21 protein-coding genes and 1 tRNA gene are annotated in these 25,970 nt (G+C 64.4%); 4 read left to right on the top strand and 18 right to left on the bottom strand.

Translation table 11 applies throughout. The features are described 5' to 3' along the window. Positions 1–31: 31 nt before the first annotated feature. The 16 genes from rpoB to pncB form a co-directional block, all read right to left on the bottom strand. Positions 32–4,153 carry a DNA-directed RNA polymerase subunit beta gene (rpoB, locus tag RMR04_RS11030; protein WP_311914694.1) on the bottom strand — a complete coding sequence of 1,374 codons (4,122 nt, stop codon included), beginning with the start codon at positions 4,151–4,153 and terminating at the stop codon, positions 32–34. A gap of 258 nt (positions 4,154–4,411) precedes the next feature. Continuing rightward, complete coding sequence (rplL, locus tag RMR04_RS11025; RefSeq protein ID WP_069692163.1) at positions 4,412–4,786, bottom strand: 50S ribosomal protein L7/L12; 375 nt, start codon at positions 4,784–4,786, stop codon at positions 4,412–4,414. Positions 4,787–4,840: 54 nt separating this feature from the next. Then, on the bottom strand, positions 4,841–5,356 hold the full coding sequence (gene rplJ / locus RMR04_RS11020) for a 50S ribosomal protein L10 (RefSeq protein WP_311914693.1): 516 nt from the start codon (positions 5,354–5,356) through the stop codon (positions 4,841–4,843). Between the two features lie 505 nt (positions 5,357–5,861). Beyond that, complete coding sequence (rplA, locus tag RMR04_RS11015) at positions 5,862–6,560, bottom strand: 50S ribosomal protein L1 (protein ID WP_069692165.1); 699 nt, start codon at positions 6,558–6,560, stop codon at positions 5,862–5,864. 13 nt (positions 6,561–6,573) lie between these two features. Next, positions 6,574–7,005, bottom strand: a complete 432-nt coding sequence (gene rplK / locus RMR04_RS11010) for a 50S ribosomal protein L11 (RefSeq protein WP_311914692.1) — start codon at positions 7,003–7,005, stop codon at positions 6,574–6,576. A gap of 157 nt (positions 7,006–7,162) precedes the next feature. Further along, the gene (locus RMR04_RS11005) at positions 7,163–7,780 is read right to left on the bottom strand and encodes a cytochrome b (protein WP_311914691.1); all 618 of its coding nucleotides are present in this window, start codon (positions 7,778–7,780) and stop codon (positions 7,163–7,165) included. Beyond that, positions 7,777–9,387 carry a methyl-accepting chemotaxis protein gene (locus RMR04_RS11000; protein ID WP_311914690.1) on the bottom strand — a complete coding sequence of 537 codons (1,611 nt, stop codon included), beginning with the start codon at positions 9,385–9,387 and terminating at the stop codon, positions 7,777–7,779. The genes RMR04_RS11005 and RMR04_RS11000 overlap by 4 nt, the downstream gene beginning before the upstream one ends. A 110-nt stretch (positions 9,388–9,497) precedes the next feature. Further along, positions 9,498–10,031: a transcription termination/antitermination protein NusG gene (nusG, locus tag RMR04_RS10995; protein WP_069692167.1), complete on the bottom strand. Its 534-nt coding sequence runs from the start codon at positions 10,029–10,031 to the stop codon at positions 9,498–9,500. A gap of 14 nt (positions 10,032–10,045) precedes the next feature. Then, the gene (gene secE / locus RMR04_RS10990) at positions 10,046–10,240 is read right to left on the bottom strand and encodes a preprotein translocase subunit SecE (protein ID WP_069692168.1); all 195 of its coding nucleotides are present in this window, start codon (positions 10,238–10,240) and stop codon (positions 10,046–10,048) included. 180 nt (positions 10,241–10,420) lie between these two features. Next, complete coding sequence (locus tag RMR04_RS10985; protein ID WP_311914689.1) at positions 10,421–11,152, bottom strand: class I SAM-dependent methyltransferase; 732 nt, start codon at positions 11,150–11,152, stop codon at positions 10,421–10,423. A 49-nt stretch (positions 11,153–11,201) separates the two neighbouring features. Next, positions 11,202–11,277 (bottom strand) — tRNA-Trp (locus RMR04_RS10980). Positions 11,278–11,338: 61 nt separating this feature from the next. Next, a complete protein-coding gene (locus RMR04_RS10975) occupies positions 11,339–12,241 on the bottom strand; it encodes a dihydrodipicolinate synthase family protein (protein ID WP_311914688.1) in 903 nt (300 codons plus the stop codon). Between the two features lie 180 nt (positions 12,242–12,421). Next, a complete protein-coding gene (tuf, locus tag RMR04_RS10970) occupies positions 12,422–13,612 on the bottom strand; it encodes an elongation factor Tu (protein ID WP_069692156.1) in 1,191 nt (396 codons plus the stop codon). Between the two features lie 417 nt (positions 13,613–14,029). Next, positions 14,030–16,018 (bottom strand): M15 family metallopeptidase, encoded by a 1,989-nt coding sequence (locus tag RMR04_RS10965; RefSeq protein WP_311914687.1) that lies wholly within the window; start codon positions 16,016–16,018, stop codon positions 14,030–14,032. A gap of 452 nt (positions 16,019–16,470) precedes the next feature. Continuing rightward, positions 16,471–16,704, bottom strand: a complete 234-nt coding sequence (locus tag RMR04_RS10960) for a hypothetical protein (protein WP_311914686.1) — start codon at positions 16,702–16,704, stop codon at positions 16,471–16,473. Between the two features lie 162 nt (positions 16,705–16,866). Continuing rightward, positions 16,867–18,141, bottom strand: coding sequence for a nicotinate phosphoribosyltransferase (gene pncB / locus RMR04_RS10955; RefSeq protein ID WP_311914685.1), 1,275 nt, complete (start codon positions 18,139–18,141; stop codon positions 16,867–16,869). A 229-nt stretch (positions 18,142–18,370) separates the two neighbouring features. Between pncB and RMR04_RS10950 the strand changes: the two genes are divergently transcribed. From RMR04_RS10950 to glpD, 4 genes are all read left to right on the top strand, one after another. Beyond that, positions 18,371–19,237, top strand: a complete 867-nt coding sequence (locus RMR04_RS10950) for a transketolase (protein WP_311914684.1) — start codon at positions 18,371–18,373, stop codon at positions 19,235–19,237. Beyond that, complete coding sequence (locus RMR04_RS10945) at positions 19,234–20,268, top strand: transketolase family protein (protein ID WP_311914683.1); 1,035 nt, start codon at positions 19,234–19,236, stop codon at positions 20,266–20,268. Before RMR04_RS10950 ends, RMR04_RS10945 begins: the two co-directional genes overlap by 4 nt. 126 nt (positions 20,269–20,394) lie before the next feature. Beyond that, positions 20,395–21,741, top strand: coding sequence for a nucleotide sugar dehydrogenase (locus RMR04_RS10940; RefSeq protein WP_410492229.1), 1,347 nt, complete (start codon positions 20,395–20,397; stop codon positions 21,739–21,741). A gap of 7 nt (positions 21,742–21,748) precedes the next feature. Beyond that, complete coding sequence (gene glpD / locus RMR04_RS10935; RefSeq protein ID WP_311914682.1) at positions 21,749–23,275, top strand: glycerol-3-phosphate dehydrogenase; 1,527 nt, start codon at positions 21,749–21,751, stop codon at positions 23,273–23,275. A gap of 24 nt (positions 23,276–23,299) precedes the next feature. On the opposite strand, the gene RMR04_RS10930 is transcribed toward glpD, so the two are convergent. Next, positions 23,300–24,523, bottom strand: a complete 1,224-nt coding sequence (locus RMR04_RS10930) for an MFS transporter (protein WP_311914681.1) — start codon at positions 24,521–24,523, stop codon at positions 23,300–23,302. Then, a complete protein-coding gene (locus RMR04_RS10925) occupies positions 24,523–25,932 on the bottom strand; it encodes an NAD(P)-binding domain-containing protein (protein WP_311914680.1) in 1,410 nt (469 codons plus the stop codon). The genes RMR04_RS10930 and RMR04_RS10925 overlap by 1 nt, the downstream gene beginning before the upstream one ends. Positions 25,933–25,970: the final 38 nt, after the last annotated feature.

Below are 25,970 nucleotides of genomic sequence, written 5' to 3'. Positions count from 1 at the left end.
CCGGCGCGTCTTGAGCGACGCGCCGTGCGGCTTACTCGGCCGCTTCAGCCGGCGGCAACTCGCCCGGCTTCACCTTGTTGCTGATCAACTCGACGTTGAGGCCGAGCGAGCGCATTTCCTTGACGAGCACGTTGAAGCTCTCGGGGATACCGGCTTCGAAGTTGTCCTCGCCGCGCACGATCGACTCGTAGACCTTGGTGCGGCCCGCGACGTCGTCCGACTTCACCGTCAGCATTTCCTGCAGCGTGTAGGCGGCGCCGTAAGCCTCGAGCGCCCAGACCTCCATCTCGCCGAAGCGCTGACCGCCGAACTGCGCCTTGCCGCCCAGCGGCTGCTGGGTGACGAGCGAGTACGGGCCGATCGAACGGGCATGGATCTTGTCGTCGACCAGATGGTGCAGCTTCAGCATGTAGATGTAGCCCACCGTGACCTTGCGGTCGAAGGGCTCGCCGGTACGGCCGTCATAGAGCGTCGACTGACCAGACGAGTGAAGCCCCGCCTGCTCCAGCAGCCGTTCGATATCGGCCTCCTTGGCGCCGTTGAACACAGGCGTCGCCATCGGCACGCCGCGACGCAGGTTCTGGCCCATCTCGACGAGCTCATTCTCGTCCATCGACGCGATGATCTCGTTATCGTCGTAGACAGCGTCGAACGAAGCCCGCAGCGCCTTGACGTCATGGCCCTTCTTATAGGCGTCGAGCGCGGCGCCGATCTGCTTGCCCAGACCCGCGGCGGCCCATCCAAGATGGGTCTCCAGGATCTGGCCGACGTTCATGCGCGAAGGCACGCCCAGCGGGTTCAGCACGATGTCGGCATGGGTGCCGTCCTCAAGGAACGGCATGTCCTCGGCCGCAACGATGCGCGAGACCACGCCCTTGTTGCCGTGACGGCCGGCCATCTTGTCGCCCGGCTGGATCTTGCGCTTCACCGCGACGAAGACCTTGACCATCTTCATCACGCCCGGAGGCAGTTCGTCGCCGCGCTGCAGCTTCTCGACCTTGTCGAGGAAGCGCTGCTCGAGGCGCTTCTTCGACTCGTCGTACTGCTTCCGCATCGCTTCGATCTCGGTCATCAGCGGATCGTCGCCGACCGCAAACAGCCACCACTGCGAACGCGGGAACTCGCTCATGCCCTCGCGGGTGATGACCGTGTCCTTCTTGAAGCCCTTGGGCCCGGCAAGACCGGTCTTGCCGTTCAGGATGTCGGCGAGACGGGCGAAGGTGTTGCGGTCGAGGATCGCCTGCTCGTCGTCGCGGTCCTTGGCGAGACGCTCGATCTCCTCGCGCTCGATCGCCTGGGCGCGCTCATCCTTGTCGACGCCATGGCGGTTGAACACGCGCACTTCGACGATCGTGCCCTGCACGCCCGGCGGCACTCGCAGCGAGGTGTCGCGCACGTCCGAGGCCTTTTCGCCGAAGATGGCGCGCAGCAGCTTCTCTTCCGGCGTCATCGGGCTTTCGCCCTTGGGCGTGATCTTGCCGACGAGGATGTCGCCAGCCGCCACTTCGGCGCCGATATAGACGATGCCGGCTTCGTCCAGGTTCTTCAGCGCTTCTTCCGAAACGTTCGGGATGTCGCGCGTGATTTCCTCCGGACCCAGCTTGGTGTCGCGGGCCATGACTTCGAATTCCTCGATATGGATCGAGGTGAAGATGTCTTCCGAGACGATCTTCTCCGAGAGCAGGATCGAGTCCTCGAAGTTGTAGCCGTTCCACGGCATGAACGCGACGAGCACGTTGCGGCCGAGCGCGAGCTCGCCGAACTCGGTCGACGGGCCGTCGGCGACGATGTCACCCTTCTTGATGACGTCGCCGACGCGCACCAGCGGACGCTGCGTGATGCAGGTCGACTGGTTGGAGCGCTGGAACTTCTGCAGGCGATAGATGTCGACGCCGGGCTTGGTCGGATCCATCTCGTCGGACGCGCGAATAACGATACGCGTCGCATCGACCTGGTCGACGATGCCGCCACGGCGGGCAGCGATCGCAGCGCCCGAATCGCGGGCGACGACAGCTTCCATGCCGGTGCCGACGAACGGCGCGTCGGCGCGAACCAACGGCACCGCCTGGCGCTGCATGTTCGAACCCATCAGCGCGCGGTTCGCGTCGTCGTTCTCGAGGAACGGGATCAGCGCCGCAGCGACCGAAACGAGCTGCTTGGGCGACACGTCCTGGAAATCGACCTTGTCGACCGGCGTGACGATGACTTCACCGGCGCGGCGGCAGACGATCAGGTCGTCGGTGAGACGGCCTTCCTTGTCGACGGCGGCATTGGCCTGGGCGACGTTGTACTTCGCCTCCTCCATGGCCGAGAGGTAGATGATCTCCTCGGTCTGCTTGCCGTCGCGGATGCGGCGATAGGGGCTCTCGATGAAGCCGTACTTGTTCACCCGCGCGAAGGTGGCGAGCGAGTTGATCAGGCCGATATTCGGGCCTTCCGGCGTCTCGATCGGGCAGATGCGGCCGTAATGGGTCGGGTGCACGTCGCGCACCTCGAAGCCGGCGCGCTCGCGGGTCAGGCCGCCCGGTCCAAGCGCCGAAAGACGACGCTTATGCGTGACTTCCGAGAGCGGGTTGGTCTGGTCCATGAACTGCGAGAGCTGCGACGAGCCGAAGAACTCGCGCACGGCGGCAGCCGCCGGCTTGGCGTTGATCAGGTCCTGCGGCATCACCGTGTCGATGTCGACCGAGGACATGCGCTCCTTGATGGCGCGCTCCATGCGCAGCAGACCCAGGCGATACTGGTTCTCCATCAGCTCGCCGACCGAGCGGACGCGGCGGTTGCCGAGATGGTCGATGTCGTCGATCTCGCCCTTGCCGTCGCGCAGGTCGACCAGCGCCTTGACGACCGCGAAGATGTCCTCCTTGCGCAGGATGCGCACGGTGTCCTCGGCATCGAGGTCGAGGCGCATGTTCATCTTGACGCGACCGACGGCCGACAGGTCGTAGCGCTCCGAGTCGAAGAACAGCGACTGGAACATGTTCTCGGCGGTCTCAAGCGTCGGCGGCTCGCCGGGACGCATCACGCGGTAGATGTCGAACAGCGCCTCTTCACGGCGCGAGTTCTTGTCCACGTTGAGCGTGTTGCGGATATAGGGGCCGACCGTGATGTGATCGATGTCGAGCACCGGGATCTCGTCGAAGCCCGCATCGGTGAGCAGCTTCAGCGACTTCTCGGTGATCTCCTCGCCGGCCTCGGCGAAGACTTCGCCGGTCGCGGGGTTGACCAGGTCCTCGGCGATGTACTGGGTGTAGAGGTCCTCGTCCGTGGCGCGCAGGAACTTGAGGCCCTTCTCGGCGAGCTGCCGCGCGGTGCGCGCGACAAGCTTCTTGCCGGCCTCGACCACGACCTCGCCGGTGTCGGCGTCGATCATGTCGGCGGTGGCCTTGAAGCCCTTCATGCGCTCCGCGTCATAGGGAACGCGCCAGCCCTTGGCGTCGCGGACATAGTTGATGTGGGCGTAGAAGCGGCTGAGGATCTCCTCGCCGTCCATGCCGAGCGCGAACAGCAGCGACGTGACCGGGATCTTACGCTTCCGGTCGATGCGGGCGTAGACGATGTCCTTGGCGTCGAATTCGATGTCGAGCCAGGAGCCGCGATAGGGGATGATGCGCGCGGCGAAGAGCAGCTTGCCCGAGGAATGGGTCTTGCCCTTGTCGTGGTCGAAGAACACGCCCGGCGAACGATGCATCTGCGAGACGATGACGCGCTCGGTGCCGTTGACGATGAAGGTGCCGTTATCGGTCATGAGCGGCATGTCGCCCATGTAGACATCCTGCTCCTTGATGTCCTTGACCGACTTCGCCTGGGTGTCGGGATCGATATCGAACACGATCAGGCGCAGCGTTACCTTGAGCGGCGCAGAGAAGGTCATGCCGCGCTGGCGGCACTCGTCGACGTCGTATTTCGGCGGCTCGAAGGTGTACTTGACGAATTCGAGCAGCGAAGCGCCCGAGAAATCGCCGATCGGGAAGACCGACTTGAAGACGGATTGCAGGCCTTCGTCGCCGCGGCCGCCCTTGGGCTCGTCGACCATCAGGAACTGGTCGTAGGACGCCTTCTGAACCTCGATGAGGTTCGGCATCTGCGCCACTTCCTTGAGTTTTCCGAAGAACTTGCGGACGCGCCTGCGGCCCTGGAGCGAATTGACCATTTTGTTCCTCGCAATCTCTCGGACGGCTCACCCGGCAGTCTGCCGCGGTAGAGGCGGCTTGGCCGCCGGGTGAGCCGTTCGGCGCATCATCGCGCCGACATCATCTGAACTGGAGCTTCACAACGCAAGGTTGCGCCGGGAGCTTTCTCAACCTGTCCGCACGCAAGTACGGAAACGACGCAACAGCCCCGGAGGCGGAAAACCGCCCCGGGACTGTCTGTGTTGACTAGGGTCGGACCGGCATTACGCCGGCCCAGCTCACTTGAGCTCGACCTTGGCGCCGACGGCCTCGAGCTGCTTCTTGAGCTTCTCGGCCTCGTCCTTGGTCACCGACTCCTTGACAGCCTTCGGAGCGGCCTCGACCAGGTCCTTGGCTTCCTTGAGGCCCAGGCCAGTGATGGCGCGGACTTCCTTGATGACTTCAATCTTCTTGTCGCCGACGGCGGCAAGAATGACGTTGAACTCGGTCTGCTCTTCGACAGCAGCCGCAGCGGGGCCAGCGGCGGGGCCGGCAACCGCAACGGCGGCAGCGGCGGAGACGCCCCACTTCTCTTCGAGAAGCTTGGCGAGGTCGGCGGCCTCGAGGACCGTGAGGGACGACAGCTCGTCAACGAGCTTAGCAAGATCAGCCATGGTTAAGTTCCTACGTAAAAGAGGTTCGAACGTTGATCAGGGGTAACTGGCCGTTCAGGCCGCATCCTTGTCGGCATATGCCTGAAACACGCGCGCGAGCTTCGCAGCAGGCGCGGTCGAGAGCTGGGCAAGCTTGGTTGCAGGAGCCTGAAGCAGGCCGAGCAACTTGGCGCGCAGTTCGTCGAGCGAGGGCATCGTGGCCAGGGCCTTGACGCCGTCGGGGTTCAGGGCGGTCTTGCCCATCGCGCCGCCGAGGATGACGAGCTTGTCATTGTCCTTGGCGAAAGCGGTGGCGACCTTCGGCGCCGCGACCGGATCGTTGGAATAAGCGATCAGGGTGGGACCCGTCAGCAGGTTGCTGATGGACGCGACGTCGGTGCCTTCAAGAGCGATCTTGGCCAGCCGGTTCTTTGCGACCTTCACGGTGGCGCCATTGGCCTTCATCTCGCGACGAAGCTTCTGGAACTGGGCCACCGTCAAACCCGCATAGTGGGCCACGACAACGACCGACGTGTTCGCAAACACACCGTTCAGCGTCGCGACGGCATCATTCTTTGCCGTTCTATCCACTGGGCTCTCTCCGGTAGGCGGCAGGCTTGAGGGCTTGCCGCCGGTTGCACGTGTCGCTCTCAAGAAACCCCGGTTGACACCGGCGCTGGATAAGAGCGACGCTCAGTGCCCTGTCCCCGCTCTTGACCGTTGCCGGCCGCGATCGGGCGAGATGGTTCGAACCGTCTTCGGGACCTTGCGATCCCGCTTGAGCTCTTGCACCGTCTATGCAGGCCTCTTGGCGAAATTATGCCCCCAGCCGAAGCCGAGGAGCACCTGCAGTCTCAGACAGGACTGGATGATTCGGGCCCAAAGATCGCTCTCCGCGCCCCAAACATCCATTCTTCGGCGGCAAACCGCCGAAAAACGCGAAACGGACCCCCTCGTGCGAAGCACGTTGGAGCCCACATCACTTATGGAAACAGGCCTGCGTCTTAACGCTTTCGCCTGCTTCTGCCAAGTGGGGACTTGACCCCGTCGGATCAAGCCCGGGCAACGGCCGGCGCAAAGCCGGCCGTCAGGCCTCTCAGCCGCCCATCACCGTGTTGGGCTCGATCTTGACGCCCGGACCCATGGTCGAGGAAATCGCGACGCGCTGGATATAGGTGCCCTTGGCGCCGGCAGGCTTGGCCTTGGCGACGGAATCGGCGAACGCCTTGATGTTCTCGGCGAGCTTGTCGGCCGTGAACGAGACCTTGCCGACGGCGGCATGCACGATGCCGGCCTTCTCGACGCGGAACTCGACCGAGCCGCCCTTGGACGCCGCAACCGCGGTGGTGATGTCCATGGTGACGGTGCCGACCTTCGGGTTCGGCATCAGGCCGCGCGGGCCCAGCACCTTACCGAGACGGCCAACCAGCGGCATCATGTCCGGGGTCGCGATGCAGCGATCGAACTCGATCGTGCCCTTGGAGACGAGATCGACCAGCTCTTCGGCGCCGACGATGTCAGCCCCGGCCTTCTTGGCCTCTTCCGCCTTGGCGCCGCGAGCAAACACGGCGACGCGCAGGACGCGGCCCGAGCCGTTGGGCAGATTGCAGACGCCGCGGACCATCTGGTCGGCGTGGCGCGGATCGACGCCCAGGTTCATCGCGACCTCAACGGTCTCGTCGAACTTGGCGTTGGCGCGCTCCTTGACCATCGCGACTGCGAGATCGAGCGGGTAGAGCTTGGTGCGGTCAATGCCCTCACGGGCCTTCACGACGCGCTTTGCGACATGTGCCATCGTCTGTTTCCCCTCAGCCCACGACTTCCAGGCCCATGGACCGGGCGGAGCCCTTGATCATGGACGAGGCGGATTCGATCGAATCGCAGTTGAGATCGGCCATCTTCTTCTCGGCGATCTCATTGATCTGAGCGACGGTGACCTTGCCGACATTGCCGCCGCGACCAGGCGTCTTCGAGCCGGCGGTCAGGCCAGCGGCCTTCTTCAGCCAGTACGAGACCGGCGGCTGCTTCATCTCGAAGGTGAAGGAGCGATCCTGATACGCGGTGATGATCACCGGGATCGGCATGCCCTTTTCCATCTGCGCGGTCTTCGCGTTGAAGGCCTTGCAGAATTCCATGATGTTGAGGCCGCGCTGACCCAGCGCCGGACCGATCGGCGGCGACGGATTGGCCGCGCCCGCCGGAACCTGAAGCTTCACGTAACCCGTGATCTTCTTTGCCATGATGGCTGCTCCTGCCGTCCGCTCCGACGCCTATCGGAACGACGACGCCCTGCCCGCGAACTGCTTCGCTCGGGGTCAGGGTGGTTGCAGAGCGTGGTGCGGCAGGGAATTCCGGTTGGCGACCGGCCGGCCTCCCACGCAAGTGAGGCGCGGGCTATTACATATTCGAAGCGGAAGGGGAAGCACTTTCCGGCTGCGTCATCTTGCCCGGCAGCAAAGCCGCGCGCGCACCACCGCGCTGAATGAAGTCCCCGAGCGCGATGCCGACATGCGCCACGACCAGCGCGATCAAGCCGAAAGCGAGCCAGGCATGGCTCCTGAACAGCAGATCCGAATAGCCGGCTCCTTCAGGCCAGATCAGCGGCAGCGAAAGACCGAAATAGACATCGCGCGCGCCATAGTCGGATATGCCGGCCAAGCCCAATAGCGGCGTCAGGATCAGCCCCGCATAGAGAATGCCATGGATGACATGGCTCCCCGCGCCGCGGCGCCAACGCCCCGTCAGTTGCGTAAAGACGCGATAGCAGAGCCGCAGCAGGACCAGCGCCAGCAAACTCGCCCCAGCCATCTTGTGGAAGGTGTAGAATGCGTCCGCCAGCGGTCCGTCGCCGATCTGCTTCATCAAGACGCCGGTCGCGAACATGACGAGCACGAGCCCGGCCGTCAGCCAATGCAGCGACTTCGAGATGGCCGGGAAGGTTCGCGGCCCCTGCCCCGCGACGATATGGATCGACTCGAAAGCTTCCGCGCCCCCGCCTGCGACCGGCGCGTTCATGCACTCACCCTGTGCGTCTCGACGATGAAGGCATCGACCGCCTCCCGCAGCTCGGAGGCCTTGCGGTCGAGATCCGCCGAGGCCAGCGTCGCGACCTCGCCGGTCCGCCGCCAGCTCTCGACCATGCCAGCGACCTGCCCGACCTGTTCCGCCGCGAGCCGGACATCGCCCGCCGTCTTGGCAGTGCTATTGCTGATCGAGCGCGAGCTCGCCTCCTGGCGCTGCGCCAGCGCCGAAATCGCCGCAGCCGCGCGGTCGACCTGATCGACCGAGGCGACAAGCGCGCCGACACGCTCCGACATGCCACCGGCCGCCACACGGATCGCCGCTAGTCCGCGCCGGACCTCCTCCGTCGCTTGCGCCGTCCGGTTGGCGAGCTGCTTGACCTCGGCGGCGACCACGGCGAAGCCTCGCCCGGCCTCGCCGGCATGCGCAGCCTCGATCGTCGCGTTGAGAGCGAGCAGATTGGTCTTGCTCGCCACCTGCTCGATGATGCCGATGACCTGGTCGATGCTGCGTACCGCCTCCGCCAGCTCGACATTGTCGTCGGCTGCTGCCGAAACCAGGGATTTGGCCGCTTCGGCCACTGCCGAAGTCGCCTGCGCCTCGCCGGTCGTGTTGGCCAGGAGCGTCGACACCTCCGCGATGGAACGGGCGACATCGTCGACATGGGACGAGGCGCGCTGCGTCGACTGCGCGGCTGCTGTCGCTTGCGCATCGACGGAGCCGGACAGACGGGCGAGCTCGCCCGACGCCCCCGACATCCGCGCAGCATGCTGCTCCAGCGCAGACGCGATCGCGGCGATCCTCTCCTGGAAGGCGACGCTGTGGACCTGAATCCGCTCCTGTCTGGCGATCTCCTCCGCCAGGGACGAGAGCCGCGCCGCCGCCACGGCCTGCTGCGAGCGCTGCTCGCCGAGATGCGTCGCCAAGGCACGGCCGAGCATGCCGATCTCGTCGCGGCGCATCGCGACCTTGTCGAGCCAGGCCTGGTCCCGCTCACGCGTGCCGAGCGCGCGGGCCATGCCGAGGATCGGCTTGACCAGCCAGCGATATTCGAGCGTCACGATCATCACGACGGTGAACACGGCCAGCAGCGACAGCAGGATCTTGTTCTGGCGCGCATTGTCGATGTGGTAGGCGAGCCGGCCGGCGACCGTGCCGACGCCCTCGTTCAGGGCCATGCGCAGCTCGTTGCGCTTGATTGTGGATTGGCGGAGCGCGCCGCGCGCCGCCTCGCGATCTGTAGCGGCAAACCGGGCCAGTTCGCGCAGCAGCGCGACAGCCTCCTCGGCACGCATCCGAACCTCGCCGTCGAGCGAAGCGGCGACGCCAGCCGTAACGCCCTCGACCGATTCGATATCGACCCGCTCCGGCACGGCGCCATTATCGGGCAACAGGGCGTTGATCACGCGCTGATAGGCGGGGCTCGTCGTCGCCATCGCATCGGCGGCGGCCGTCCGCGCGACGAGTTCGCGCGAGAACTCGGATAGCCGGCTGGCGCCGACGAATTCGGTCGCAGCAAACAGGCAGGCAAGCAAGCCGAGCATGGCGCCCCAGAGCGCCAGACGCTGATCGACAGTCGCCCTGAAGGACTTTGGAAACATGCCACCCGCGCCAGATCGTCAGGCGCGGACCTTGCGGCAAGTGGGTGAAGGAGCCGTTAACCACGACGGCTCGGTGGGCACGCGGCCCGCCGAACCTTGTCGGGCAATGCTCAGAGCTTCTCGACCTGGCCGTATTCGAGCTCGACCGGGGTCGCGCGGCCGAAAATCGAGACCGCGACCTTGAGCCGGGCGCGGCCGTGATCGACATCCTCGACCACGCCGTTGAACGAGGCGAAGGGCCCGTCGGAGACCTTCACCTGCTCGCCGATCTCGAAGACGACCGTCGGCTTCGGCCGCTCGATGCCCTCGGCGACCTGGCCCTTGATCCGCATCGCCTCGACCTCGGGGATCGGCATGGGCTTGGCCTTGTCGGCGCCCAGGAAGCCGGTGACCTTCGGCGTGTTCTTGATCAGGTGGTAGACCTCATCGGTCATCTCACACTTCACCAGCACATAACCGGGGAAGAACTTGCGCTCGGCATCGACCTTGCGGCCGCGCCGAACCTCGACGACCTTCTCGGTCGGCACTAGGACCTCGTCGAACTTGTCGGCGAGATTGCGCTGCGCCGCCTGATCGCGGATCGACTGCGCGACCTTGTTCTCGAAGTTGGAATAGGCGTGGACGATGTACCAGCGAGTTGTCACGTGTCTGATTCCGTTCAGCGTGCGCCGAGGATGATGCCGAGCGACCAACGAATGATCGTATCGGTGAAAAGGAAGAACAGGCTCGAGACGACCACCATGGCAAGCACGAGACCCGTCGTGATCAGCGTCTCGCGCCGCGACGGCCAGGTAACCTTCGTCGCTTCGGTGCGAACGTCCTGCAGGAAGCTGAAGGGGTTGGTCTTAGCCATCGTATCACCTCGGGTTCCAAAACCGCGCTCCGGCCCTCGCCGAAGGCCGAATCGGCCGTCCTGAAACATTCGCGGCGCGGGGCTCGTGGAGCCGCGCGCCGTCATGACGTGCCTCTTACAACGGGCCGCAGCGTTAGCCAAGCGCCTTTTCAAAGGCCTGCGAGCAGCCCTGGACGGGAGCTAAAGGCGTTTGCAGCCCAGCAGCAGGAAGGATGGTCGCTCCCGCTCCTTCGCCCATTCCGGATGGGCCGCGACCTGATCTTCGCTGGGAGCCCATTCCATGCAATGCGTCAGGGCAAAGCCGGCTCGGAGCATGAGGTCGAGATAGGTCGCGATCGTGCGGTGCTGCTTGATCACGCCCTTCGCCAGCCAGTCCGTGGTGCGCGGCCCTTCCGCCAGATAGCCGTTCACCGGCCAGGCCGGCTGCCCGTCGCGGTCGAGCGACCAGCCCTGATGGGCGGGAGCCGTCATCAAGGGATGTTCGACCGAGCAGACCAGCATGCCGCCAAGTGGCAGCGCCTGGCCGACCCTCTCGAGCAACCCGCCCAGATCCGTCAGATAGTGAAAGGCAAGCGAGCTATAGACGAAATCGAAGCTGCCGGGCGCGGGCGCGAAGCGCTCCAGATCGGCGCGCTCATAGCTGACGGCCCTGTCGCCGGTCTCTTCCCGCGCCCTTGCCAGCATGCGCTCGGAGACATCGACACCGAGCACGCTCGCCGCGCCGTTCTCCCGCACCCAGCGGCAAAACCAGCCAAAACCGCAGCCGAGATCGAGAACCCTGAGGTCGCGCAGATCGGGAAGGAAGCTCTGCAGCACCGGCCATTCGGGCGCGCCGTCGAGGCCGTGAACCGAACGTGGCAGCTGGCTGTAGGCGCTGAAGAAAGCCGGCGTATCGTAGATGTTCTGCGTCATCGGCGATCTACAGAACCAACCGGCGCCGGAAAGCGGCTGCGTGCGGGACTGGCAGGGGCGGTAGGGCTCGAACCTACGACAACCGGTTTTGGAGACCGGTACTCTACCAACTGAGCTACACCCCTGTAGTCGGCGATGCTTTGCCTCAAGGCGCGGAGGTTTTCAAGTCGAAAACGCAGCCGATCATCATCCCGTGCGATAGGGTCCGAGTTCCCTGGCATAACGCTCGACCAGCTTCAGGCCGAATTCCGTCGGCCGCAGCGCCGGGCCGCGATCATGGATGGCGATCCCCGCCCGCGCCCCGAATATCCGCTTGCCATAGCAGAGCAGGGTCTCGATCGACTGCATGATGAAGATAATGGCCGGCAGCACCTGCCGATAGACGGCCTCGGCCTCCGCCTCGTCCCCCGCAACATAGCGATTATAGGCGCGCAGCGCATAGTCGATCGTGTCTGGCGCCAGGATCATGCCGACACAGCCGGCGCGGAAATTGTCGATCAATTCGAGCCCGCCTCGACCATTCAGGATCGGCAGATGCCCTTCGGTGATCGCGATCAGCCGCTCGATCTCGACGACGGAGCCCTCTCCCTTGATGAGGCAGATGTTGGGATGCTGCCGTACCAGTTCGCGGATGTCCTCCGCCGATAGGCCACGGCCCATATAGGCAGGGGCGTTCTGGATCGCGACCGGTAACGAGGTTGCCTCGGCGACGCGCCCGAAGAAGCGGATATACTCGGCGGCGCCGAAGCTGCCGACCATGGGCGGCTGGAGAATCACCCAATCCGCGCCATTCCGCTCCGCGACGCGGACGAGATCGATCTGCTCCGCCACCGATGAGCCGAAGATGGTGAAGGCGAGCGGCTTGCGGCCGGCAACGTCCTCCGCCATCCATTCCATGACCGTGCAGCGCTCGGCGACGGTGAGCTTCGAGACTTCGGTGGCGAGGCCAAGCGCCGCCATACCCTGCACATCGAGATCGAGGCTGATCTGGGTCTGCCGGCGCATCGCCTCCCGATCCAGCCGCTCTTGCGCGTCAAACAGGGCGAAGACGATCGAATGGATGCCGGGAAAGGGTGGCTTGAAAGGCATCGGGCATGCTCCTCCATGATCGGAGCGGCTGGGCCCGCTCTCTCAGGCAAATCTAGAGCATGGAATTCGCAGGCGGCGCATAACGCTTCGGCGGGCCGGCTGCGCGGCAAGGGCATGGATTAAAACAGAAAAGGGCGGCGTTTCCGCCGCCCTTTCAAAGCTTTGCAGCCGATGCTTGAATCAAGCGATGATGCTTGCGACGACGCCTGCACCGACGGTGCGGCCGCCTTCGCGGATGGCGAAGCGCAGCTTCTCCTCCATCGCGATCGGCACGATCAGGTGCACTTCCATGGCGATGTTGTCGCCAGGCATCACCATCTCGGTGCCCTCAGGCAGGTGCACCACGCCGGTCACGTCCGTCGTGCGGAAGTAGAACTGCGGGCGGTAGTTGGTGAAGAACGGGGTATGACGACCGCCCTCCTCCTTCGTCAGGATGTAGGCCTCGGCCTTGAACTTGGTGTGCGGCTTCACCGAACCCGGCTTGCACAGGATCTGCCCGCGCTCGACGTCCTCGCGCTTCGTGCCGCGCAGCAGCGCGCCGATGTTGTCGCCCGCCTGGCCCTGGTCGAGCAGCTTGCGGAACATCTCGACGCCCGTCACCGTCGTCTTGACCGTGTCCTTCAGGCCGACGATCTCGATTTCCTCGCCGACCTTGACGATGCCGCGCTCGACGCGACCCGTCACAACCGTGCCGCGACCCGAAATCGAGAACACGTCCTCGACCGGCATCAGGAACGGCAGGTCCAGCGGACGCGCCGGCTGCGGGATGTACTCGTCGACCGTCTTCATCAGCGCGAGCACCGCGTCATGGCCGATCGTCTTGTCGCCATTGTCCAGCGCAACCTTCGCCGAACCCTTGGTGATCGGGATGTCGTCGCCCGGGAAGTCGTACTTCGACAGAAGCTCGCGGATCTCCATCTCGACCAGCTCGAGCAGCTCGGCGTCGTCGACCAGGTCGACCTTGTTCATGAACACAACCAGCGCGGGAACGCCGACCTGGCGCGCCAGCAGGATGTGCTCGCGGGTCTGCGGCATCGGGCCGTCGGCAGCCGACACAACCAGGATCGCGCCGTCCATCTGCGCCGCGCCCGTGATCATGTTCTTCACATAGTCGGCGTGGCCGGGGCAGTCGACGTGGGCATAGTGGCGCGCAACCGTCTCGTACTCGACGTGAGCGGTCGAGATCGTGATGCCGCGAGCCTTCTCTTCCGGAGCCTTGTCAATCTGGTCATACGCCGTGAACGTGGCACCGCCCGACTCGGCCAGAACCTTCGTGATCGCGGCCGTCAAAGACGTCTTGCCATGGTCAACGTGACCAATCGTTCCAATGTTGCAATGCGGCTTCGTGCGCGCGAATTTCTCTTTGGCCATGACACCTGTTTCCTGACAACGGCCCTACGAGGCCTGAAAAGCGCGGTCGCATTAAGGGGTTTTGGGAGAGGATGCAAGGTTGACGCACGTGTACGCCGCTCGTTTTTGCCAGCGCCACGCGGTTACCGGTATGCCACGGCAGCGATCAGGGAATTCTCTCACGTCCACAGGCCATCTCGCTCAGTCTCCAACCACCTGGCGCCTGACGATCGCCTGACACGGCCTTGGCCTTCGCGACCGACAGTTGGAGTTGTCTGCATTTGCTTGCTTCGACCCCTTGCTTGGACCGTATGTCGCACAGCAAGCAGGTGATCATAGCCAAAGCACGCGCAAACCCTCGGGTTGGGCCATGTGATCAGACGAAGCCAAGTTCAGACGAAGCCAAGTCGTCGCGGCGTCGCGCCCAGCCTTTTTACGTCAATTCGAACCCGGACCAATATTGGAGCCATCGCGCTGGTTCTGGACGCGCCGTTCGATAATCCGCGATCCGAACAGATGCGTCGCGATCCCAAGGCCAAGCACGGCCAGCGATCCGCCAAAGCCCGGCAGCACGCTGTTGATCACCGTTGGCAGCAAAGTCTCCACCAGCCCTGAAGCAGACGGGGACGAAACGACCGCGGCTCCAGCCTTCTGCGCCGCAGCAATAGCAATATCGTGCGCCTTGGCGATTGCAGCATTCATCTGTTGCGGGTTGACTGGGAAAAACTGCTGAAGAATCGCCGCTGGCACGTCCTTGATCAGGCGCGCAAAGGCCTCTGCCGACATCGCCGCATCAGCCGTGACTGTCGATGTCACCTGTGACGCCGCGCGAGTGCCCGTGCCGAGATTATTGTAGGCGCTATTGCCAAGGCCGAGCGTTCCGAGAATTGACGAAGCCCAGCCCATGAAACGCGTGCGGTCGGCATTGGCGACGATGACGGAGCCGGAACGGCGCAAATCGTCGGCCGTCGTGTCACGGCGCTCTTTCGAGAGCGGCCGGCTCGGCGCATCGTTCAGCGCTGTCCAGGTCGTGTCATCGACCTGCCCGATCGCATTCGCCGAGACGTTGTAGTCGATCTGAAAAGCGGAAACCGCCGCCGTTGTCAGCGTTCCGAAAATTCCATCGATCTTGCCGACCTCGTATTGTCGCTCATGCAAGGCTTGCTGCAGCGCCTTGACTTGCGGACCACGGTCCCCCTGCTTCAAGACGGTGTACCCGTCTCCCGGGCTAGGAACGTCTTTCTGCAAGAGTCGCTGGAGCAACTCGACCAGAATGTCGGCGGAATAGGGCATCGGGCGACCGTTGGGGGGGATGACCGTGACCGGGCCGTCGCGTTCATCGTACTTTGCGAGAATCGTTGCCGATGGCTGCCTTTGCAAGCTGGCCCATTCGAGACCGAGCGCGTGCGCATCTCTCCCGCGCCCCTGGATCAGCACCACGCCCAGCCGGTCCTGCAAATCAGCCGAGAAGATCTGCGACCCCGACAAGCCGAGCTTCTGCCGCAGGCCGCGCAAGGTTTTCCCGACGATCTGGTAGCGGCCGAGCGCCGACGAATTGAGCTTGTTCCTCGGGTGCTGAAGCATCCTCCTTTGCAGGCTGTCAATCTCATCGAGCGTCATGCTGGTCAGCGACTGCTCTCCCCCTGTGAAGATGCCGTAGCCGAGCGAGGTATCGTAACCTCCGCCGGGCCGGTTTGCCGTGCCCTCACATTCCGCGATGAAATCCAGCAGCGGACGAAAGCGCTGCACGCTGCTCATTTCGGCCATCTGCGTCTCCTCGAATAAAGGGAAAGCGGACATATCGTCGTCATGCGAATGCACGTGATCCTGTTCCTCCTCCTCCGAAGAGGAGACGCCAGCGTCATGATCCCCGCCGACAAAGTCTTGATGTCCTGACACGCTCGACCAATCGATCCCGAAGCCCATCTCGGTGGGCGAGACATCGATATGGAAGTGCATCGCATCCTTCTTGGAATTCCAGTCGCCGCCCCAGCCGAACAGTGTCTTGCCGCCGAGCGTCCGGATCGCCCGGACATCGGCGATCATCTCGCGCGTCATGTCGGTGTCGGCGATGTTCTGCTTCACATCCCGGGCGCGCTCACGTTGGGTCGCCTTGTCCGAGAATCTGACCTTGCGCCCGTTGGGCGTCTTTCGCACCGGATTGGTCGAAGCATTGATGTCGATCGCAAGTCCGAATGCGTGAAGACTGCGAGCATCTGATCCTTCGACATTGCGGGGAAAGTATCCATGGCTGTCGCCAGCGCTGACGACATAGTCATGGACTTCAAGGACCGTTTCGAGCGCGCGCCAGGCCTCGACAGTGGGGCGAGCCACGCGCATGCGATCAGGACCGAAGCTGATCTCCACCATGGCCGCTTCGTTGCTGTCATAGCTTTTCCAAGCCAGACGCTGCGCCGCTTCACTCATCATTTTCTCCACGAGACCTGACGCTGACGCAAATGCGCTACCTTGGGACGGAGACGGAAGAGAGCTTCCACCCCTGGAATGCTTGAGATTACGTAACATACCTAGCGCAACAAGCCGAAATCGAATCGGCAAAAACGTTAATTCATCATCGCATCAAAATGTCGAAGTAATCTCATAAAATTTTGCATGATAATTACGAATCCTGTTCGCTAAATTTAAACACAACGATAATGATACACCAATTTATTGAAGTAAATTTTGATAAATTACAGAATAAAAATAGCATTACTTGTTTGCAATGGCAATTTTACCGGAAATAATGCCGATTCCCCGCGCGAGCATAAGCTTCAACCGAACGCCGCCGGTGTCTCACCACATCCGCCGCGCCCAAAACCATCTCGGATTTATCCGACGCATGCCGCAGCATTAGCGCGGTAACGCTCAGATAGGGCTCATTGCGCTGTGCTTGCGGCCCGCAACGCCAGCCAGGCCACGACCGGCACCGCGAGAACGGCCAGGACAGCTGCGATCAGGAAATAGCCGGCAATGCCCAGATGCTGCGCCACCCAGCCGGCCCCGAGACCACCGGCCATGCTGATGATGGCGTCCATGCCTTGCAGCAGCGTGAAATCGATCCCGGCCTGGCGCGGATCGGCGCTAAGGCATGGCTCCGATTTCGGCGGCACCCTCAAAAAGGTGCCCAATTCGCCGTGGCTAGGAATCCCGCCGTCCGCGCGATGGGGCGCCTAGAGCATTTTCGAGCGAAGTGGACACCGGTTCGCGTGAAGAAAATGCGATAAAACAAGGAGCTAGAGCATTTCCGCGCTTCGGAGAAACGCGGAAATGCTCTAGCCGCCGAACACCCGCCGATATCGCGCCACCACATCCGCCGCGCCCGAGACCTTCTCGGGATTGTCCGAGAGCTTCACCGCCGGACGGCCATTGGCCTTGCTCACCTTGCAGACCAGCGACATCGGGTCGAGTTCGCGCGAACCGTCGGGCGAGCAGCCGACGAGATCGTTGGTGAGATCAGTGCCCCAGCCAAAGGCCATGCGGACCTTGCCGTCGAAATGATGGTAGACGCGCTCGATCGCGGAGACATCGAGCCCATCGGAGAAGACCAGCAGTTTCTCCCTGGGATCGCGGCCCCTGGTGCGCCACCACGCCATGATCTCCTCGCCGGCCGGGATCGGCGGGGCGGAATCGGGCCGGAAACCGGTCCAGTCGGCGACCCAATCGGGCGCGTGCCGCAGGAAGCTCGTGGTGCCGAAGGCGTCGGGCAAGGCGACCAGCAGATTGCCACCATAGACCTGGCGCCATTCGTCGAGCACGCGATAGGGCGCGCGCAGCAGCTCCTCATCGTTTTCGGCCAGCGCAGCCAGCACCATCGGCAGTTCATGCGCGTTGGTGCCGATCGCCTCCAGGTCGTTGTCCATCGCCAGCAGCACGTTGGAGGTGCCGCTGAAGGCCGGCCCCAGCCCCTCCTTCAGTGCCTCGACGCACCAGCGCTGCCAGAGATGGCCATGGCGCCGGCGCGTGCCGAAATCGGAGAGCCGCAGATTCGGCAGCTTCTGCAGCCGGTCGACCTTGTCCCACATCTTCGCCTTGGCGCGGGCATAGAGCACGTCGAGCGAGAAACGCTTCTGGCCAACCATGACGCGGCGGGCACGCAATTCGTTGATGATGGCGAGAGCCGGAACCTCCCACATCGTGGTATGCGTCCAGGGCCCTTCGAAATGCAGTTCGAACTGCCCGTCGACCTTGCGCAGATCGTATTCGGGCAGGCGGAAATCCGCGAGCCAGGTGATGAAATCCGGCGAGAACATCTGCGTCTTGCCGTAGAAGCTGTTGCCCGCCAGCCAGATCAGTTCCTTCTTCGAGAAGCGGACCTCGCGCGCATGGTCGAGCTGGGCGCGCAACTCGGCCTCGTCGACGATATCGGCAAGCCGGATGTGGCGCGAGCGGTTGATCAGCGAGAACGTGACCTGCACCTCCGGATGGAAGGCCCGGATCATCTGCAGCATCAGGAGCTTGTAGAAATCGGTGTCGAGCAGACTGCGGATGATCGGATCAAGCCGCCAGCCATGATTATAGGTGCGCGACGCGATATCGGTGACGGTCATGGCGGGGCCGCAGGGTCCGTGATGCTCGAAGGGCAGCACATGACTAGGCGAGGTCGCGCCTTTTTGACAATCGTCTTGCATCGGGATGCATCGACGGGCGCGCATGCCCCTTCGGCAGATCAGGCGCTTGTCTCGACACCGCGAAGCGGGAACAGTCGCGGCAAATCAAAAAACGGCCCTCAGGGAGAGACGATGAAATCGAACGGCAGCATCGCCGGCTGGCGGTCCCATGGCTGAGAGCACCGGCCACACGTTTCCCCATATCAACTTGCCCAATGTCAGCCTCGCCGAACGGGCCTGGCGCATTCGCCGCAACGCCTTGCGCATGGGCGAGGTCCAGGGCCAGGGCTATATCGCCCAGGCGCTCGGTGTCGCCGACGTGCTCGCGGTCTCGTATTTCCACGCTTTGAGCTATCGCCCGCACGAGCCGGAATGGGAGGGACGCGACCGTTTCCTGCTCTCGATCGGGCATTATGCGATTGCGCTCTATGCCGCACTGATCGAGGCCGGGATCATTCCCGAGGATGAGCTTGAAACCTATGGTGGCGACGACAGCCGGCTGCCGATGTCGGCTATGGCGGCCTATACGCCGGGCATGGAGATCACCGGCGGCTCGCTCGGCCATGGGCTCGGCATCGCCGTCGGCATGGCGCTGGGCCTGAAGCGCAAGGCGTCAAAGAGCTTCGTCTACAACCTGTTCTCCGATGGCGAACTCGATGAGGGCTCGACCTGGGAGGCGGCCATGGCGGCAGGCTCCCATAAGCTCGACAACCTGATCGGCATCGTTGACGTCAACAACATGCAGGCCGACGGCCCCTCGACACAGGTGATGAATTTCGAGCCGCTGGTTCCGAAATTCGAGGCTTTCGGCTGGCATGTCCAGCGCGTCGACGGCAACGACCTCGCGGCGCTGGTCGAGGCCTTCGACGCGGCGCGCCATAGCGAGGCGAGGAAGCCCCGCATCATCATCTGCGACACCAGGATGGCCAAGGGCGTGCCCTTCCTCGAGGAACGCGAGCGCAATCATTTCCTGCGCGTCGAACCGGAGGAATGGGTCGAAGCTCTGGCCATTCTCGATGCAGGGAGGCCGGCATGAGGCCCTCGAAATACGAACGCCCCGCCCATCTCGACAATCCGGCGCTCGGCGGCACGCGGCTCACCACCTCGGCGATGATCGCCTCGATCGCAGGGCCGGACCAGCGCACCAAGGCAGCACCATTCGGCTACGCCTTGGTCGAACTCGCCAGGACACGGCCCGACATCGTCGGCGTCACCGCCGATCTGAGCAAATACACCGACCTGCATCTCTTCGCGAAGGCCTATCCCGACCGCTTCTACCAGATGGGCATGGCCGAGCAGGTGATGATTTCGACGGCGGCGGGGCTGGCGCGCGAAGGTTTCACGCCTTTTGCCACGACCTATGCGGTCTTCGCGGCGCGGCGCGCCTACGACTTCATCTTCATGGCGATCGCGGAGGAGAACCTCAACGTCAAGATCGTCTGCGCCCTGCCCGGCCTGACCACGGGCTACGGCCCGAGCCACCAGGCGACCGAGGACATCGCGATCTTCCGCGGCATGCCGAACCTGACCATCATCGACCCTTGCGACGCCCATGAGATCGAGCAGGCGGTCCCCGCGATCGCGGCGCATCGGGGACCGGTCTATATGCGGCTCTTGCGCGGCAATGTCCCGCTCGTGCTCGACGAGTACGGCTACCGTTTCGAACTCGGCAAAGCCAAGACGATCCGCGACGGCCGCGACGTGCTGATCATCTCCTCGGGCTTGATGACGATGCGGGCCCTGGAGACCGCTAAGCGGCTCGAGGCTGACCGCATCGATGTCGCGGTGCTGCACGTGCCCACGATCAAGCCGCTCGATGGCGAGACGATCGAGCGCGAGGCCGCCCGCACCGGCCGCATGGTGATCGTGGCCGAGAACCACTCGGTCGTCGGCGGGCTCGGCGAGGCGGTGGCGGGTGTGCTGATGCGTGCCGGTATCCACCCACCCGCCTTCCGCCAGATCGCCCTGCCCGACGCTTTCCTCGATGCGGGCGCCTTGCCGACACTGCACGACCGCTACGGCATCTCGACCGACGCGATGGTCGCGAGCATCAAGAGCTGGCTCTGACGAACCAATCCCTCATGGCTTCGCTTCACACGCTTTGACGGGAGCTGCGTTGACAGCCTCGACCAACTCGGCAAGGAGCAAGCCTCGTCGGCGCGCTCGCATGCGCCGCGTTGTCGGGAGCCTGGATTGAGCGCGACATCACAAGCAGCGCAGAGTTTCATCGACCGTGTCCACGGCCGGGAGGTCGTGCTCGGCATCGTCGGCCTCGGCTATGTCGGCATCCCGCTGGCGCTGGCAGCGCTGCGCCGAGGCATCAAGGTCGTGGGTTTCGATATCGACCAGCCGCGGGTCGATCAGATCAATGTGGGCAAGGAGACGATCAAGCACATCCCGATGGAGCTGATCGTCGAGGGCCTGAAGACGGGGCGCTTCAATGCCACGACAGATTTCGACCGGTTGGCCGAGCCCGATGCCCTGCTGATCTGCGTGCCGACGCCACTCTCGCGCCATCGCGAACCCGATCTCTCCTATGTCCGCCAGACCACGGAAGCGATCGCCCGGCGCCTGCGGCCGGGTCAGTTGATCGTGCTGGAATCGACCACCTATCCAGGCACGACCGATGAATTGATGCGCCCGATCCTGGAGACCGCCTCCGGCCTCAAGAGCGGGCGGGATTTCTTCCTCGCCTATTCGCCCGAGCGCGAGGATCCCGGCAACGGGGAATTCGGCACCTCCGACATCCCCAAGGTCGTCGGCGGCGACGGCCCCGATGCGCTCGCCATGGCCGACGCGCTCTACGCCGCGCTCGTGGTCAAGACCGTTCCGGTTTCCTCGACCGCAACCGCCGAGGCGGTGAAGCTGACCGAGAACATCTTCCGCGCCGTCAACATCGCGCTCGTCAACGAGTTGAAGCAGGTCTACGCCGCGATGGGCATCGACATCTGGGAGGTGATCGACGCCGCCAAGACGAAACCCTTCGGCTACATGCCGTTCTATCCGGGGCCGGGCTTAGGCGGACACTGCATCCCGATCGACCCGTTCTACCTGACCTGGAAGGCACGCGAATTCGACGTCACGACGCGCTTCATCGAGCTCGCCGGCCAGATCAACACCGACATGCCCTACCGCGTCGTCGACCGGCTGGCGGAGCTTGTGGACACACAGCTCGGCCGCGGCTTCAGCGGCGCGCGTATCCTCGTCCTCGGCATCGCCTACAAGAAGAACATCGAGGACATGCGCGAAAGCCCTGCTCTCAAGCTGATCGAGTTGATCGAGGCCCGCGGCGCGAGCGCTGCCTATCATGACCCGCATATCCCCGAGATCCGGCCGACGCGAAAGCATGGCGGCCTGACCGCCCGCAAGAGCCAGGCGCTGAGCGCCGAGACGCTTACCGCCTTCGACGCCGTGCTGATCGCGACCGACCATGACGATGTCGATTACGGCCTCGTCGTCGCCCATGCCAAACTCGTGGTGGATACCCGCAACGCCTGCGCCCGGCATGGGCTTGCGGCCAAGACCATCTTCAAGGCCTGATGCGACGATGAAGAGCACTGAGCCAACTTACGATCTCGCCGTCATCGGCGGTGGCATCAATGGTTGCGGCATCGCCCGTGACGCTACCGGGCGCGGCGCCTCGGTCATCCTGTTCGAGAAGGACGACCTCGCCAGCGCCACCTCCTCGGCCTCGACCAAGCTGATCCATGGCGGCCTGCGCTATCTCGAGCATTACGAATTCCGGCTGGTGCGCGAAGCGCTGATGGAGCGCGAGCGCCTCTGGCGGCTCGCGCCGCACATCATCCGGCCGCTGCGCTTCGTGCTGCCGCACCATGCCGGCCTGCGCCCTGCCTGGCTGCTCCGGCTCGGGCTTTTCCTCTACGACCATATCGGCGGACGAAAGCTCCTGCCGGCGACGAAGACACTCGATCTTGCTCATGACCTTGCCGGCCGGCCGCTCAAGGACGACCATGCGCGGGCTTTCGAATATTCCGATTGCTGGGTCGAGGATTCCCGCCTCGTCGTGCTGAACGCGGCTGATGCAGCCACTAAGGGAGCCGCGATCCACACACGAACAAAGGTCGTCTCGGCCGATCGCGACGGCGACCTCTGGCGAATCGTCGGGGAAGACGAAGCCGGCCGTATCACCGTGACCGCCAAGGCGCTGGTCAACGCCGCCGGCCCCTGGGTCGGCGAGGTTTTGGGCGGCGTCGTGCGCTCGAACACCAAGGCCGCCGTCCGCATGGTCCAGGGCAGCCATATCGTCGTGCCCAAACTCTACGAGCACGACCGCTGCTACATCTTCCAGAACGCCGATGGCCGCATCATCTTCGCGATCCCCTATGAGCGCGACTTCACCCTGATCGGCACCACCGACCGCGACTACAAGGGCGATCCTGCCCAGGCGAAAGCGACGCCCGAGGAGATCGATTATCTCTGCGCCGCCGCGAGCGAGTATTTTCGTGCACCCGTCACGCCCGAGCAGGTCGTCTGGACCTATTCCGGCGTGCGCCCGCTCTATGACGACGGCGCCTCCAAGGCCCAGGAAGCGACGCGCGACTATGTGCTGACGCTCGACGCGCCCGAGGGCGAAGCCCCGCTGCTCTCGGTCTTCGGCGGCAAGATCACGACCTATCGCCGCCTCGCCGAAGCGGCTCTGGACAAGCTCGCGCCGCATGCCGACTGGGCCAGCAGGCCTACCTGGACCGTCAACGGCACATTGCCTGGCGGCGATTTCCCGGTGACCGGCTTCGAGGCGCTGGTCAACGAGATCGCCGCCGCCCGTCCCTGGCTGGCGCGATCGACCGTGACGCGGTTGGTACGCGCCTATGGCACGAAGGCGCGCGAGATCCTCGCCGGCGCGCAAGGCATGATCGATCTCGGCCGCCATTTCGGCGCCGATCTCTATGAACGCGAGCTGCGCTATCTGATCCGCGCGGAATGGGCGAAGCGCGGCGCGGACGTGCTCTGGCGGCGCGGCAAGCTGGGCTTGCGCCTCTCAGTGGATGAGCGCGAAGGGCTGGACGCCTTCATGCTGGCTGAGGCGAAGACGACGACTGAGCCGGCTGTCTGAAGGCAATCGAGGTTGGCTGGCGGCTCAGCCCACCTTGCGCGCCAGCAGGAAGAGCGCAACGGCGGCAAGCGCCGACAAGGCGATGAGAAGCAAGCTGCTCGGCATCAACCCCGCCCGCTCGATCAGGATGGCGAAGGCCAGCGGAGCGGCGGCTTTCACCGCGAGCCCCGGTGCTGAAAGCTTACCCAGCATCGCGCCATATCCGGCCGGGCCGAAGAGCTGCAACGGCACGGTTCCACGTACGATCGAGCTCAGGCCCATGCTGACGCCATAAGCGATGGCGAAGAGCCCGGCGAGCGTCGCAGTCGTATTGCCGATCATAAGCGTGAGGAAGCCGAACGGCATCAGCGCAGCCGAAACCCAGGCCGTGGTGACAGGGTCGAGCGTGGTGCCGAAGAGCATCTCGGCCAGGCGTCCCGCGACCTGCGAAGGGCCGACCATGGCGCCGATGCCGACAGCGAGCCCGGCGCTCAGGCCCAGCCCCTGCAGCATCGTCAGCATATGCACCGACATGGCCGAGACGACGAAGCCCTGCAGCGAGAAGGCCAGCGCAAGCAGCATGAAAGCGCGTCGCCGCGCCGCGCCTTCGAGATAGCCATCCTGCGGCGCCGTCACCGCAGTGGCTATGGGCGTCACAACCGGCGGGCGATGCGGGCGCCCGGGCAGCAGGAACAGATGCAGGGGCGCGCAGAGCACGAACTGCAGCACGGCATAGAGCCGGTAGATCTCGCGCCAGTCGAGCCCGTTCAGCAGGGCCGTCGTCAGCGGCCAGAACAGGGTCGAGGCAAAGCCACCGATCAAGGTGAGCTGGCTGATGGCGCGCCGCGCGCCACCGCCCTTGGCCTGCGTCAGGGCGGTGAAGGCGGCGTCGTACAGCACCATGGTCGAGACGACCTCGAGCGCGATCATGGCGGCGAAATAGCCAACCGGCCCGCGTGCCTCCGCCAGCGCCAGCAGCGAAAGACCGGCCAGGGCCGAACCCAGGCTCATGATCATGCGGGTGCCATGCTGGTCGATCAGACGACCCACGAGCGGCGCGATCAGCCCGCCGGCCAGCAAGCCGGCAGCAAAGCCGCCATAGGTCCATTCCGGAGCCCAGCCGAAGCTCGCCGTCACGCCCGGCGCGAGCACGGCGAAGGCATAGTACAGGCAGCCATAGCCGACGACCTGGGTAATGCCGAGGGCGAGGATGAGGGACAGCTCTCTCCCTCCGGACGGAGCGGGTGACGGCAGCAACGAGCCCAGCATCAGACCTCGGCCACCTCATGAGCGGCACTGCGAACCGGCGTGCCTCCACAGCCGCAACCAGCTTCGCCGGAAGCTTTCGCCCGGGCATCATCCGCGCAGCAGGCATCGACCGCCGCGGGAGCCGGGCCGCCACAGCAGCCGGAGTCGGCCACGGCAGGGCCGCCGGGCCTCGTGCTGCAGACGCCGGTTTCGGGCAGCATGAGCTCGACTCGCCGCGCCGCCGCGTGATCGCCCGCGATCTCGGCCACGATCGAGCGGACCTGTTCATGGCCGGTGGCCAGCAGGAAAGTCGGCGCCCGGCCATAAGCCTTCATGCCCGCTATGTAGAAGTCGGGCTCGGGATGGGCGAGTTCGACCGCACCATGTGGACGCACCGTGCCGCAGGAATGTGCGTTGGGATCGATCAGGGGCGCAAGGGCGGGTGGGCATTCCAGCGCCGGATCGAGCTCGACCCTGAGTTCACGCAGCCAAGCGAGATCGGGCCGGAACCCGGTCGCGACGATCAACTCGTCGACCGTCACATCGCGTCCGCCACCATTGACCGCCACAAGATGCAGACTGGCCTCCCCCCGTTCGGCCCGTTCGAGCTGGAAGTCCGTCTCGACTGCGATCAGGCCGCGCTCGACGAGCTTTGCGATGCGCGTGCCCAGTTCGCCGCGCGCGGTCAACTGATCGGCCGCCCCACCCCCAAAGGCCTTGGACAGCATGGCGCCGCGATAAAGCCAGACGATCCGGGTTTCGGGCGCACTCGCCTGCAGATCGGCGAGCGCGATCAGCGTGCCGATGGCGGAATGTCCGCTGCCCAAAACCGCAATCCGCTTGCCGGCATGGCGCGCCCGCGCTTCGCCGAGCACATCGGGCATACCGTAGCTGATCGCAGCAGCGGCCTCGCGCTCCCCGAGCGCCGTCAGCCCACCCGAGCCAGCCGGGTTGGGCGAGAACCAGGTGCCGGAGGCGTCGATCACGGCGTCCGCCAGCAGGGTTTTCTCGCCGGTTCCACTGCCATAACGCAGAGCAAAGGGCGCGGAATCACGCCCGGCCGTCCGGACCTTGTCGAAACCGGACCGGGTCACGGAGAGCACGCGCGCCTCGAAATGGATCGCACCGCGCAGCGCCGTGTGTTGCGCCAAGGGTGCAAGATAGCGATCGATCAGCTCGCCGCCGGTCGGGTATCCGCCCGGATCTGGACGGCTCCAGCCGGACGCGACCAGCAGCCGCTCCGCCGCGCCATCGATGTTGAAAGCCCAGGGCGAGAACATCGGCACATGCGCCCAATGCCGCACGGCATGCCCAACCGCACTGCCCTGCTCCAGCACGACCGGTCTCAGGCCGCGTTCGGTGGCATGGGCCGCCGCCGCCAGCCCAACCGGCCCTGCCCCGATGATCGCAATGGTCTTGATCTCCGCCATCTCATGATCCTCAAATTCTGGAATAATCGAAATAGCAG

The organism is Bosea sp. 685, from assembly GCF_031884435.1.
Classification (GTDB): Bacteria; Pseudomonadota; Alphaproteobacteria; order Rhizobiales; family Beijerinckiaceae; genus Allobosea.
The sequence above is the reverse complement of the archived record's forward strand: the minus strand, read 5'-3'. Positions and strand labels throughout refer to the sequence as shown.